This is a genomic window from Burkholderia cepacia GG4 (assembly GCF_000292915.1).
GTDB classification, from domain to species: Bacteria; Pseudomonadota; Gammaproteobacteria; order Burkholderiales; family Burkholderiaceae; genus Burkholderia; species Burkholderia cepacia_D.
In genome coordinates, this window is the sequence record NC_018514.1 from 121041 (window position 1) to 133635 (window position 12595).

Sequence of the window (12595 nt, forward strand, 5' to 3'; positions counted from 1 at the left end):
CTGTAGTGTAGGCGACGGTTTGCTAAACCGGAATCGAGCGCCCCCGCACCCGGATCCCGAGCCGCACGACGCCGATCACCGCATTCGACAGCCACGTCAGCAAACGCGGCATGTCGCGCCGGCGGATATCGAGCAGCAGCACGATCCGCACTTCGTCGCTGTCGTTCCACACCTCGTGCACAAAGGTGTCGTCCCACAGCAGGAAGCGGCCTTCGTCGAGCCGGTATTCGCGGCCGTCGATCTTCAGCACCGCGGCCGGCGTGCCGTCCGCGCGCTTCGGCATCGACAGCACCAGATAGCCGCGCAGGATGCCGCGGAACGGCCCGCGATGCGGCGGGATGTGCTTGGCCGGCGCGAGGAACGACAGCGATGCGGACAGCACGTCCGGCGACGCTGCGACGATCGATGCGACGGTCGGGCAGCGCGACAGGTTGCGCGGGAACGGCTGGCCGTAAGCCTGCATGATGAACATGCGCCAGTCGCGCGCATCGTTGGCCGAGATGTCGTGCTGCTCGCGCATGATTTCGTGAAAGCGCGGGATGCGCGGCAGGTCGCGCGCAACGGCAAGCGCCTCCGCTCGGATCGCGGGCCACGCACGGACGAAGCGCGCGGCATCGGGGAACGTGGCCGGGTCGAGCACCGCGCCACCGTCGATATGGCGGTCGTACAGCGTGCGAAGCAGGCCGGCTGCGTAGTCGTAAGCGACGGACATGATCGATAGGGCGATCCACAAGGTGTCGTCAAGTCTGCCCCACGCGCGGCGGGGCCTGCGTTACGTCAGGTTACGCCGGCTGACGAACGAATGACAGCGGGATGAACGGATGGCGCCGGCACGCCGGAAAAACGGGGAGGCACCGTGCCCGGCAGCGCGACGCGCGCGGACCTGCGATGGCAAACGAGAGCGGGAATAAACGCACACCTTGCGTCGTCATACGGGATGTAGCACGTCGTCTCGTTGACTTCTGAAGGAGTGAAACATGAACACGCATTGGCTGGTGGCCGCCGCAGTGGCGGCGATGTCCGTCGCGGGTGCCGCGACGCAAGCGTCGGCACAGGAACTGACGCGCGCGCAGGTCAGGCAGGAACTGATCGACGCGGAAAATCACGGGCTGCGCTTCGTGACCGATACGTCGTATCCGGACGTGAGCCCGCTATTCCAGCGGCAGGTCGAACAGATGCAGCTGCATCAGGCGGAGACCGCGGTCGGCAGCGATCCGGCAGCGTCTTCCGATGCGGGAAGGCCGGCGGTACTGCCGCCGCACCCGCGTTCAGCCGCGTGCGTGGGCCCCGAAAGCTTCTGCACGCCCTATTTCGGCAGTTGACGTAGCGGCCCGCTGCGACGGGTTCGAGATTCACCACGGTTGATCGACACGGAACACATTGAAGGAGTTCATCATGAAAACTTATATCGCACTACTGATGATTGTCGGCGCGCTGGCCGGTCAGTCTGCATTCGCGCAATCGACCGCGCCGCTGACGCGTGCGCAGGTCCGCGAGGAATTGATTCGTCTGGAAGCGGCCGGGTACGATCCGTCGAAGGGCGACGACGGCGAATATCCGGCGGACATTCAGGCCGCGCAAGCGAAGCTCGCCGAGCAGGATCGGGCGAGGATGGCGGCTTCGGCTGCCGCGCATGCGCCGGCCCCCGGTATGCCGGCACAACTCGGCAATTAGGTGCCGATATGACCGTGTGCATTTTCAGGTCGTCGTGTTCGCGATACGGCAATACGCATGCCGTTCGCGGCACGCGACCTGGTCGAACCGCACGGACGGCCATGCCGTCGATCGCGCGCCGCTTCGCGCGGCGCCGGGATCATCTCGTTGCCCGAATCCGATGGGCGGGCAGGTCGATCGCAGGATGAGCCGCGATGCAGGCGAGATCGCGATCCGCCATTGCCGGACGCCTGCCCGCGATGGGGTTCCCGGATGCGGGTGGCGGGATTACCAGGGCATCATCCGTTGCATGACCTGGTCGCGCAGGACGAAACGATGCGCGACCGCGGCCGCGACGTGAAGGCAGATGCCGCCGAACAGGACCCACGCGAGGATGCCGTGCACGTCGCCCATTGCGTGCCCGAAGCCCGATCCGGCCGCCGACAGCGCCGGCAGCGGGACGATACCGAACAGCGTCACGGCCCATGCACGCGACGACGCATTGATCCAGCCGAGCAACGGCACTGCGATCAGCAGTGCGTAGAGTGCGACATGCGTTGCGCCGGACACGGTGCGCATCACGGGCGACAGTGCGTCGGCGGGCGGACGATGCGTCACGCGCCAGAGCACGCGACAAGCCATCGCGGCAAGCAGCGCGGTACCCACGATCAGGTGCGCGGCGATCAGGCCGACCGGTTGCGTATCGCGATGAACATCGGGCATCGTCCAGCCGATCACATACTGCGTGACGACAAGCGCCACGATCAACCAGTGAAGAAGGCGGGCGACTGCGTCATATCGGGCGGGTTTAGACATGCGAGCTCCTGGCGAGCGGTGGGGATCGTATCTTCCGGTGGATTCTACGGCCGGTTTCTTAACGAAACGTTAAGCACGCGGCCGCGCATCGGGTTCGTCAGGTCATGCGCCGTGCGCCATCGCTCCGGGCGGGTAGCGCACCACACGAGCACCTGCCAACGCGCGAACGGTTTCGCAGGATGGTTGTTCGCGCCGCCGGCATCCCGTCTACCATCGGCCACGACATTTCATCTGCATTCTCCGTTCCCCTTCAATTCGGTTTCAGATCGATCAGCGCGGCTCGCACGGGAGGTGCTTCGCCATGGCACCGGCGACGATCGAGCGCTGCCCTGCAGCTTCATTCAATGCGTCGTACTCGTGTCGTTGCCCGCATTGCGCGTGCCCGCAGCGTTTTTCACCACGATGGTGTTTCCCGTCCGAACCTTCGTTGCGTTCGGGGCCGCCATTCTTTCGGCCCGTAAGCCGGCCAGCGTGGAAGTCGCGGCGGCGGTCGTGTGCGGACCCGCGCGCGTGACCGGAATCGATCGCCGCATGGTAGTTGTGTCATCTGATTGCGCGTACCGTCTGCTGGTCGCCCTTCACATCCGGTTCGACGGAAATCGATTCGATCGCGTGTCCGTATGAGCGCGTCTGTTGGTCCCGGTGCCGAGATCGCGGGGGCAATCACGAGGGGAAAGCATGGTTTTGCTGCATGTGCTGCACGGGTTGGGCTGGGCAATGTCGATCGCCTGCGGGACGGGCGCGCTGCTGGGCATTGCCTACACTGTCGCGGCGAGTGTGTTGATCGGCAGGTTTTTTTCCCGGGCGGCGGCAGCGCCGCGCGACTATCCGGGGGTCACCGTTGCGAAGCCGCTGCACGGCGACGAGTGGCATCTGGTAGAGCATCTCGAAAGTTTCTTCGTGCAGGATTATCCTGGGCCGGTTCAGCACCTGTTCGGCGTGCACGATGCGAGCGACGCCGCGCTCGCGGCCGTCGACGCGCTGCGCGCACGCTATCCGCACGCGAACATCAAGGCTGTCGCGGACGCGCGGCTTTATGGGCCGAACCGCAAGATCGCCAATCTCGTCAACATGCTCGAACACGCGGAATATTCAGTGCTCTGTCTTGCCGACAGCGACGTGCTGGTCGAGCCCGATTATTTGCGCGCCGTCGTCGGCGCACTACAGCAGACGAATGTCGGGATCGTGACGAGCGTGTATCGCGGCGTCGCATCGCCGGGCTTCTGGCCCGGCGTCGCGGCTGCGATGACGAATTTCCACTTCCTGCCCGGGGTCGTCACGGGGCTCTCGATCGGGCGCGCGCGGCCGTGTTTTGGCCAGACGATTGCGATCACGCGCGCGACGCTCGAGCGCATCGGCGGGCTCACGCGCTTCGCGCATCACCTGGCCGAGGATCACGCGCTCGGCGAGGCGGTGCGGGAGCGGGGCGCTCATGTCGCGATCCCGCCGTTCGTCGTCGGGCATGCGTGCGTGGAGGAAACGTTCGCGTCGCTGTACGCGCATGAGTTGCGCTGGAGCCGCACCATCCGCGCGGCCGACCGGCCCGGTCACGCCGGCTCGGTGCTGATGCATCCGGTGCCGCTCGCGCTGCTGGCGGTGCTGCTGTCTGGCGGCGTGCCCGCCGCCTGCTGGCTGACGGCTGCGGCGCTCGCCGCGCGGGCGTGGCTGGTGCTCAGGACGAACCGTGCCACCGGCACCGGCATGCGCGGCGCAATCTGGCTGCCGTTCGTGGATATCCTGCAGTTCGTGATCTTCGTGTCGAGCTTTTTTTCGTCGCATGTCGTCTGGCGCGGCACGCGCTTTCGCGTCGACCGCGCGGGCATGCTGTCGCCGGTGGGCGAATCATGACGCAACGGACCCCGAACCCGGGCGACACGCGCGCGGAGCAGCCGCCCGCGCGCGGGGATGCGCGGCTCCGGCATGCGGCGCGCGCGGCTGCGCTGATCGGGTTGGCCATTGCGGTATGGCTGATCTGGCGCGAGCATCCGCTGACCGTCCTGCATCGCCTGCAGGCGGCCGGCGCCGGGCTGGTGATCGCCGCACTGGTTCATGTCCTGCCGATGCTCGCGAATGCATGGGACTGGCGGATGCTGATCCTCGGCCGGCGCCGGCCGTCCTTCGCCGCGATGCTGAAGCTCGTCTGGATTCGCGAGTCGATCAACGGGCTGTTGCCGGTCGCGCGGATCGGCGGCGAACTCGTGTCGTTCAGCTTGCTGCGGCAGGCGGGTGTGCGGCCGGCGACCATCGTGGCGAGCCTCGTCGCCGACATGCAGTTGACGCTGATCAGCCAGCTGGTATTCGCGTTGATCGCGATCGGCTATGTGCTCGAGCGGGTCTCGTCCGATGCCGCGCGGGTGGCCGCGCATCTCGCGATCGCCATGGCGGCGCTGGTGCCGGTGCTGCTGCTGTTCGCGCTGGTGCAGCATGCGCGGCCGTTCGAGCGGGCGATGCGTGCGCTCAACCGCATCACGAGCGGGAAGGTGGTGGCGCTGGTCGGCGAATCGGCGCGCACCGATCAGTCGATCCGGATGATCTGGCGGAAGACTGGTATCGTCGTGCGCTACCTGACGATCTGGCAGACGCTGCAGTTTGCCGGGCATGCGCTGGAAATCTGGTTCGCGCTGCGCTTCCTCGGCGCCGAGCCGACGTTCGCGCAGGCGCTCGCGATCGAGGCGCTGATCCAGCTCCTGAGCAGCATCGCGTTCCTGATGCCGGGCGGGCTCGGCGTGCAGGAGGGCGGATTCGTACTGATTGGCGGGCTGCTCGGGTTCGACGCGTCGACCTGCCTGGCGCTGGCCGGCGCGCGCCGGGTGCGCGACCTGCTGATCTATCTGCCGGGCCTGCTGGCGTGGCAATGGGCGGCCGGTTCGACACCGCGGCCGCGTGACACGAAGTGCGCGCCGCTGCACATCGGAAAATCCTCCGGGCCGCACTGATGCGGCCCCACACCGCGCGCCTGCCAAGCGGGTGCGGGGCAGCCCCATCCCCGCTTGGCGGCGGCCATCAACGCCGGTTGTCGGCGAGGTAGCTGCGGATCACGTCCGCGAACGACGTATCGCCCTTCAGGCCGAGCGCTTCCGCGCGCGTCGTGTCCCAGCGGCCCGGCCAGCTGCCGACGATCTGCTCGACCCGTTCGTCCGGCGCATGGCGGATCAGTTTCACGACGTCGTCGCCCGCGACTTCGCGCAGCGCCGCGATCATCTCGTCGACCGATACCGACAGGCCGGGCAGGTTGATCACGCGCTTGTTGCCGAGCTTCGCGCTGTCGAGCTCGCAGCCCGCGACGAGCGCTTCGATCGCGCCGCGCGGCGACAGCAGCCACAGCCGCGTCGAACCCGGCACCGGGCACACGCTTTCCTCGCCGTTCAGCGGCTCGCGGATGATGCCGCTCGCGAACGACGATGCGGCCGCGTTCGGGCGGCCCGGCCGCACGCTGATGGTCGGCAGCCGCAGCACGCGGCCGTCGACGAAGCCGCGCCGCGCGTAGTCGCACAGCAGCAGCTCGGCGATCGCCTTTTCCGCGCCATACGACGATTGCGGATTCAGCGCGGTGTCGTCCTGGACGACATCGGGCAGCACGCCGCCGTAGACGGCCACCGAGCTCGTGAACACGACGCGCGGACGATGGCCGCGCGCGCGACACACCTCGAGCAGCGTGCGCGACGCGTCGAGGTTGATCCGCATGCCGAGATCGAAATCGGCTTCGGCCTGCCCGCTGACGATCGCCGCGAGGTGGAAGATCGCGCCCGTCTGCGTATCGATCGCGCTTTCGAGCACCGCGCGATCGGCGATGTCGCCGACGATCGACGTCACGCGCGCGTCGTCGAAATCGCTGCCCTTGACGACGTCGAGCAGCACCAGCTCGTCGATCTTGCCGGTCCGGCCGTCGGGGCCGGTCAGTTCGCCGCGTTCGAGCAGCTTGCGCGCGAGACGCTGGCCGAGAAAGCCGGCGCCGCCGGTGATCAGTACTTTCATGTTCTTCACCCTCTCAGGAAAACGGGAATTACAGGTAAGGCTTGAGCCAGCCGAGGCCTTCGGACGTGCCGGCCTTCGGGCGATACTCGCAGCCGATCCAGCCGTCGTAGCCGAGCGCGTCGATCAGCTCGAACAGATACGGGTAGTTGAGTTCGCCGATGTCCGGCTCGTGGCGCTCGGGCACGCCGGCGATCTGGATGTGGCCGATGCCCGCGAAATCGCGCTTGAGCTTCATCGCGAGGTCGCCCTCGACGATCTGGCAGTGATAGCAGTCGAACTGCGCCTTCAGGTTCGGCGCGCCGACTTCCGCGCGGATGTCATGCGCGTCGTCCTGACGGCTCAGGAAATAGCCGGGCATGTCGCGCTGGTTGATCGGCTCGATCAGGACCGTGATGCCGTGCGCGGCGGCGGCCTGCGCCGCATGCCGCAGGTTCGCCACGTAGGTGTCGCGATGACGCGCGCGGTCGGCGCCCGGCGGGACTATCCCGGCCATCACGTGCAGCTTCTTGTTGCCGAGCACGCGCGCATAGTCGAGCGCCTCGTCGATGCCGCGCCGGAACTCGTCCTCGCGACCCGGCAGCGACGCGATCCCGCGTTCGCCGGCGGCCCAGTCGCCGGGCGGCGCGTTGAACAGGGCGTGTTCGAGGCCGTGCGCGGTGAGGCGTGCGCGGATGTCCTCGGCGGCGAAGTCGTACGGGAACAGGTATTCGACGGCCTTGAAGCCGTCATACGAGGCAGCGGCGAAGCGTTCGAGGAACGCATGCTCGGTGTACATCATCGAGAGGTTGGCGGCGAAGCGGGGCATGGCAGCGGATCCTGTGAATGAATGGGGTGGGGCGCATGGCGCCCCGCGTCGAAGGTCGGCAGGCTCAGCGGTTCACGAGTTTCGCGGGCGTGAGCCACACGGCGAGCGCGCCGATCACGAGCATCGCGGCGAGCACGTACATGCCGGACGACGTGCTGTGCGTGACGTCCTTCAGGTAGCCGATCACGTACGGGCTCGCGAACCCGGCGAGGTTGCCGACCGAGTTGATGATCGCGATCCCTGCGGCTGCGGCGGAGCCGGCGAGGAACGCGGTCGGCAGCGACCAGAACAGCGGGGCGCAGGTCAGCACGCCGCCCGCCGCGAGCGACAGGAACACGATCGACACCGCTGTATTGTGCGAGTACGACGCGGCGACCGCAAACCCGACCGCGCCCATCAGCGCCGGCACGATCAGGTGCCAGCGACGTTCGCGGCGCTTGTCCGCGCTATGGCCGAACAGGTTCATCACGACGATCGCGACGAGGAACGGAATCGCCGACAGCAGGCCGATCTGGAACGTATCGGTGATGCCGGTGGATTTGACGAGCGTCGGCATCCAGAACGTGAGGCCGTACTGGCCGGTGACGAATGCGAAGTAGATCAGTGACATCCACCACATCCGCGGGTCGGAGAACACGGCCTTCAGCGAATGGCCGTGCTGCTGCTGTTCCTGCGGCTGCGCGGCGATTTCTTCCTCCAGCAGCTGCTTCTCGCGTTCGTCGAGCCACTTCGCGCTGCGGATGCCGTTGTCGAGATACAGGATCGTCGCGATGCCGACGAGCAGGGCCGGCACGGCTTCGATCACGAACATCCATTGCCAGCCATGGAAGCCCGAACCGCCGTGAAAGCGCGCCATGATCCAGCCCGACAGCGGATTGCCGAAGATGCCCGACACCGGAATCGCGGACATGAACACCGCGATGATCTTCGCGCGGCGATGCGACGGGAACCAGTACGTGAGGTACAGGATCACGCCGGGATAGAAGCCGGCTTCCGCGAGACCGAGCAGGAAGCGCAGCACGTAGAACTGCGTCGGCGTCTTCACGAACGCGAACACCGCGGACAGCAGGCCCCACGTGATCATGATCCGCGCGATCCAGATGCGCGCGCCGATGCGGTGCATCAGCATGTTGCTCGGCAGTTCGAACAGGAAGTAGCCGAGGAAGAAGATGCCCGCGCCGAGGCCGAACACGGTTTCGCTGAACGCGAGATCCTGCGACATCTGCAGCTTCGCGAAACCCACGTTGACGCGGTCGAGATACGCGACCACGTAGCAGAGCATCAGGAACGGCACGATGCGCCAGAACACTTTCTTGTAGGTGCGGTCGAGCTCGCCCGATTGGGCGGGCGCGGCGGGCGAGCGGCTTGCGGCCGCGTCGAGAGCAGTCATCGTCGTCTCCAGGAATATCGTGTGCCGGCGGCGCGTACGCCGCCGGATCGTGTGTGTGTGCTGACGGAAGGGCCCGCGCACACGGCGGGCATGGGAATCGGTGTGTAGTCCTGCGTGATATGCGCGCGACGCGTTGCGTTACCAGCGCGCGCCGAAGGTCTGGCGCAGTTCGTCGAGCGCGGCGTCCGACAGCGGCTCGGGCTTCGGGTTCGTCATCAGCCACAGTCGCGCGGTTTCCTCGAGCTCCTCGAGCGCATACGACGCATGCGACACCGACGGCCCCCACATCACCGGACCGAGGCGCTCGAGCAGCACGCCGCGCACCTGGCCGGCGAGTGCCGCGACTTCGGCCGCGACGGCCGGGTCGCCGGGGCGGCGATAGCGGATCAGCGGAACGTGGCCGACCTTCATCACGTAGTACGGTGTGATCGGCGGCAGCACGTCGGTGTCGCGCCATACGCCCGCGAGCGTCAGCGCGACGAGGTGCGTCGAATGCGTGTGGACGACGCCGTTCGCTGCCGCGTTGCGCGCGTAGATGCCCCGATGCAACGCGAGCGTCTTCGACGGCTTGCCGCCGGATACCGGCTGGCCGTCGAGGCCGACCTTCGCGATGTCGTTCGGGTCGAGGCGGCCGAGGCACGCGTCGGTCGGCGTGATCAGCCAGCCGTCGGCGAGGCGCGCGCTGATGTTGCCGGCGCTGCCGACCGCATGGCCGCGCGCATACAGGCTCGCGCCGACGACGCAGATCTCTTCGCGCAGTTTCGCTTCGTCGCTCATCATGCCGCTCCGTCGAGCGCGCGCAGCGCCTTGTCGAAAAAGTCCACCGTGCCGAAGTTGCCGGACTTCAGCGCGAGGCCGAGCGGCTGTGCGTCGATGGTGGCGGTGGCCGGCACGCCCGGATCGATCTGCGCGCCGATCTGCAGCGACTTCACGTCGAGCGCCTGCACGACCGCGCCGGACGTCTCGCCGCCGGCGACGACGAACTTGCGCACGCCGAGTTCGCGCAGGCCGCGGGCGATCGCCGCGAGCGTGCTCTCGACCAGATGGCCGGCCGCTTCGACGCCGAGCGCCTGCTGGACAGCCTTCACTTCGTCGGGCGTCGCGGTTGCGTAGATCAGCACGGGCTGCGGCAGGTGCGTGCGCGCGAAGACGAGCGCTGCGTCGACGACGGGCTCGCCGCGCGCTGCCGCGAGCGGATCGATCCGAAAGCTCGGCCGGCTGTCGTGCCACGCGGCGACCTGTGCGTTGGTCGCCTTCGACGCGCTGCCGGCGAGCACGGCGGACAACCCGTCGATGCGCGGCAGCGATGCCGCGTTGTCGCGCTGGGGCAGCAGCCCCGCGCGCCGGAAATTCTCCGGCAGGCCGAGCGCGACGCCCGAGCCGCCGGTGACGAGCGGCAGGCTTGCGCAGGCTTCGCCGAGTACGTGGAGGTCATGATCCGACAGCGCGTCGGCGATCGCGAAGCGCGCGCCTTCCGCGCGCAGTGCGTCGATGCGTGCACGCACGGCGACCGCGCCCTGCGCGATCGTGTCGTAGCGGATCAGGCCGACCTGCGATCGGGTCTGCCGCTGCAGCACGCGCACGAGGTTCGCGTCCTTCATCGGCGTAAGCGGGTGGTTCTCCATCCCCGATTCGTTCAGCAGCGCGTCGCCGACGAACAGGTGGCCGCGGAAGATCGTGCGGCCGTTCTCGGGAAACGCCGGGCAGGCGATCGCGAAGCCGCCGCCGGTCGCATCGAGCAGCGCGTCGGCCACCGGCCCGAGGTTGCCTGCGTCGGTCGAGTCGAACGTCGAGCAATACTTGAAGAAGAACTGGCGGCACCCTTGCGCGCGCAACCATGCGTAGGCGGCAAGCGATTGCGCGACGGCATCGGCGGCAGGAATCGTGCGCGACTTCAGCGCGACGACGATCGCGTCGGCATCGATCGGTGCGCCGCCGGCGGGCACGCCGATCGTCTGCACGGTACGCATGCCGCTCTTGACGAGCATGTTCGCGAGATCGGTCGCGCCGGTGAAATCGTCGGCGATGCAGCCGAGCAGGGGACGGGAAGCGGAAGCGGTCATGTCGGGTGCGTGGTTCGAATCAGCGGGCGGGCGGCAACGTGATGCCGGGGAAAGTCTTGATCACGGCGGAATCGTCCTCGCCGCCGTGGCCGGCACTCGACGCGCTCATGAACATCTGGTGCGCGGTGGCCGACAGCGGCAGCGGGAACTTGCTGCGGCGCGCGGTATCGAGCACGAGGCCGAGATCCTTCACGAAGATGTCGACGGCCGACAGCGGCGTGTAGTCGCCGTTCAGGATGTGCGGCACGCGGTTCTCGAACATCCACGAATTGCCGGCGCTGTGCGTGATCACGTCGTACAGCGCGTCGGCATCGACGCCTTCGCGCAGGCCGAGCGCCATCGCCTCGGCGGCCGCCGCGATATGCACGCCGGCCAGCAGCTGGTTGATGATCTTCACCTTCGAGCCGATGCCGTGCGTGTCGCCGAGGCGATACACCTTGCCGGCGATTGCGGCGAGCACGTCGTCGCAGGCCGCATACGCGGCCGCGGGGCCCGACGTCATCATCGTCATCTCGCCCGAGGCCGCGCGCGCGGCGCCGCCGGACACCGGCGCATCGAGCATCTGCAGGCCCGCGGCCTCGATGCGCGCGCCGAGCGCGACCGCGAAGTCGGGCGCGACGGTCGCGCTCGCGATCACGACGCCGCCCGGCTTCATCGCCGGGACCGCGCCGTGCTCGCCGAACAGCACCGTTTCAGTCTGTGCGGCATTGACGACGAGCGTGACGACGACGTCGCACCGCGCGCCGAGTTCGGCCGGGCTCGCGCAGGGCACGCCGCCTTCGGCCGCGAACGCCTGCACCACGGTGTCGCGCACGTCGCAGGCGTGCACGCGGAATCCTGCGCGCAGCAGTGAGCGGGCGACGCCGAGGCCCATCGCGCCGAGGCCGATGACTCCAATATTTCGTGACATGGTCAACCTTGATCGATTCGGGAGGGGTTCGGGACAGCGACGGCGGGCGCGCTTTCAGCTCAGGCCGCCGCACTCGGCATTCAGCAGATGCCGGCTTCCGCGAGACGGCGGGCGGCGTTGTACATGTGCGTGCGCGCCGCGTTGCGCGCCGCCATCGGGTCGCGCGCACGGATCGCGTCGGCGATCGCCGCGTGTTCCTCGCGCACCTGCCGCGAGAAATCCTCGCGCGTCGCTTCGTTGCGCCGCGTGACCTTCACGCCGGCCTCGAGGTACTGGTTCAGGAACTGCAGCGTCTTCAGGAAATACGGGTTGCCGGTGACGGCCGCGATCGTGCGGTGGAACGCGACGTCTTCCGCGACGCCGTCGCGCCCTTCGGCCACGGCATCGTCGATCTTGCGCAGCGCGTCGTCGATGTCGGCCATGTCGTCGGCGGTGTGGTGCAGCGCGGCTTCGGCCGCGACTTCAGCCTCGATCGCGCGACGCACCGCGAGCAGGTGCGGCAGCGAGCTCGCCTCGACGGCTTCCGCGTAGTCGATCCGCAGCGGCCGGATCGCGCCGTGCTGGTTTACGTACACGCCGCTGCCCTGGCGCGGCTCGACCACGCCTTCGTTCTTCAGCCGCGAGATCGCCTCGCGGATCACGGTGCGGCTCACGCCGAATTCCTGCGCGAGCACGGCTTCCGTCGGCAGCTTGCCGCTGGCCGAGAAACTGCCGGCTTCGATCTGCTTCAGCAGTTGCTGCGCGACGTGGTCGCTCATCGCACGGGCGGGAATTTTCTCGAACATGGCGCTCAGGTTTGTAAGGTGATGTGGTCATCATACAAATTTGAACGTGCGCCAGCATCCGGGATAACCCTCGCTCAACGGCTCGCAACATCGGTCAATTTGATTGGAACCGGTTCCAATCGGTGTGAATATGCAGTGATCGTGCGCGGTTCGGCGCTCGGTCTGGAACGGGAGGGTGCGCGCGGGGCCGCGCGCGAT

General features: G+C 67.7%; 14 protein-coding genes. 5 read left to right on the plus strand and 9 right to left on the minus strand.

Annotation, left to right across the window (positions count from 1 at the left end; translation table 11 throughout):
- Positions 1–22: 22 nt before the first annotated feature.
- Positions 23–712 carry an aspartyl/asparaginyl beta-hydroxylase domain-containing protein gene (locus GEM_RS16320; protein ID WP_014898461.1) on the minus strand — a complete coding sequence of 230 codons (690 nt, stop codon included), beginning with the start codon at positions 710–712 and terminating at the stop codon, positions 23–25.
- 265 nt (positions 713–977) lie between these two features.
- Between GEM_RS16320 and GEM_RS16325 the strand changes: the two genes are divergently transcribed.
- Positions 978–1322: a DUF4148 domain-containing protein gene (locus GEM_RS16325; RefSeq protein ID WP_014898462.1), complete on the plus strand. Its 345-nt coding sequence runs from the start codon at positions 978–980 to the stop codon at positions 1320–1322.
- 73 nt (positions 1323–1395) lie between these two features.
- Positions 1396–1674, plus strand: a complete 279-nt coding sequence (locus GEM_RS16330) for a DUF4148 domain-containing protein (protein WP_014898463.1) — start codon at positions 1396–1398, stop codon at positions 1672–1674.
- A 267-nt stretch (positions 1675–1941) separates the two neighbouring features.
- Here GEM_RS16330 and GEM_RS16335 read toward each other — a convergent pair whose 3' ends face one another.
- Entirely contained in the window at positions 1942–2469 is a 528-nt protein-coding gene (locus GEM_RS16335; RefSeq protein WP_014898464.1) for a cytochrome b, read from the minus strand.
- Between the two features lie 357 nt (positions 2470–2826).
- On the opposite strand from GEM_RS16335, the gene GEM_RS31865 reads away from it, so the two are divergent.
- The 3 genes from GEM_RS31865 to GEM_RS16350 are packed head-to-tail and all read left to right on the plus strand — an operon-like array spanning position 2827 to position 5405.
- Entirely contained in the window at positions 2827–3093 is a 267-nt protein-coding gene (locus GEM_RS31865; protein WP_187293265.1) for a hypothetical protein, read from the plus strand.
- 54 nt (positions 3094–3147) lie between these two features.
- Complete coding sequence (gene hpnI, locus GEM_RS16345; protein WP_014898465.1) at positions 3148–4317, plus strand: bacteriohopanetetrol glucosamine biosynthesis glycosyltransferase HpnI; 1170 nt, start codon at positions 3148–3150, stop codon at positions 4315–4317.
- The gene (locus GEM_RS16350) at positions 4314–5405 is read left to right on the plus strand and encodes a lysylphosphatidylglycerol synthase domain-containing protein (RefSeq protein WP_014898466.1); all 1092 of its coding nucleotides are present in this window, start codon (positions 4314–4316) and stop codon (positions 5403–5405) included. Before hpnI ends, GEM_RS16350 begins: the two co-directional genes overlap by 4 nt.
- Before the next feature lie 67 nt (positions 5406–5472).
- On the opposite strand, the gene denD is transcribed toward GEM_RS16350, so the two are convergent.
- The 7 genes from denD to GEM_RS16385 form a co-directional block, all read right to left on the minus strand.
- Positions 5473–6444 (minus strand): D-erythronate dehydrogenase, encoded by a 972-nt coding sequence (denD, locus tag GEM_RS16355; protein WP_014898467.1) that lies wholly within the window; start codon positions 6442–6444, stop codon positions 5473–5475.
- A 28-nt stretch (positions 6445–6472) separates the two neighbouring features.
- Positions 6473–7249, minus strand: a complete 777-nt coding sequence (otnI, locus tag GEM_RS16360) for a 2-oxo-tetronate isomerase (RefSeq protein ID WP_014898468.1) — start codon at positions 7247–7249, stop codon at positions 6473–6475.
- A 64-nt stretch (positions 7250–7313) separates the two neighbouring features.
- On the minus strand, positions 7314–8639 hold the full coding sequence (locus GEM_RS16365) for an MFS transporter (RefSeq protein WP_014898469.1): 1326 nt from the start codon (positions 8637–8639) through the stop codon (positions 7314–7316).
- Between the two features lie 138 nt (positions 8640–8777).
- Positions 8778–9416 (minus strand): aldolase, encoded by a 639-nt coding sequence (locus GEM_RS16370; protein WP_014898470.1) that lies wholly within the window; start codon positions 9414–9416, stop codon positions 8778–8780.
- A complete protein-coding gene (otnK, locus tag GEM_RS16375; RefSeq protein WP_014898471.1) occupies positions 9416–10702 on the minus strand; it encodes a 3-oxo-tetronate kinase in 1287 nt (428 codons plus the stop codon). Before otnK ends, GEM_RS16370 begins: the two co-directional genes overlap by 1 nt.
- Before the next feature lie 19 nt (positions 10703–10721).
- Positions 10722–11612 (minus strand): L-threonate dehydrogenase, encoded by an 891-nt coding sequence (ltnD, locus tag GEM_RS16380; RefSeq protein ID WP_014898472.1) that lies wholly within the window; start codon positions 11610–11612, stop codon positions 10722–10724.
- A gap of 80 nt (positions 11613–11692) precedes the next feature.
- Complete coding sequence (locus GEM_RS16385) at positions 11693–12397, minus strand: FadR/GntR family transcriptional regulator (protein ID WP_014898473.1); 705 nt, start codon at positions 12395–12397, stop codon at positions 11693–11695.
- Between the last annotated feature and the right edge of the window lie 198 nt (positions 12398–12595).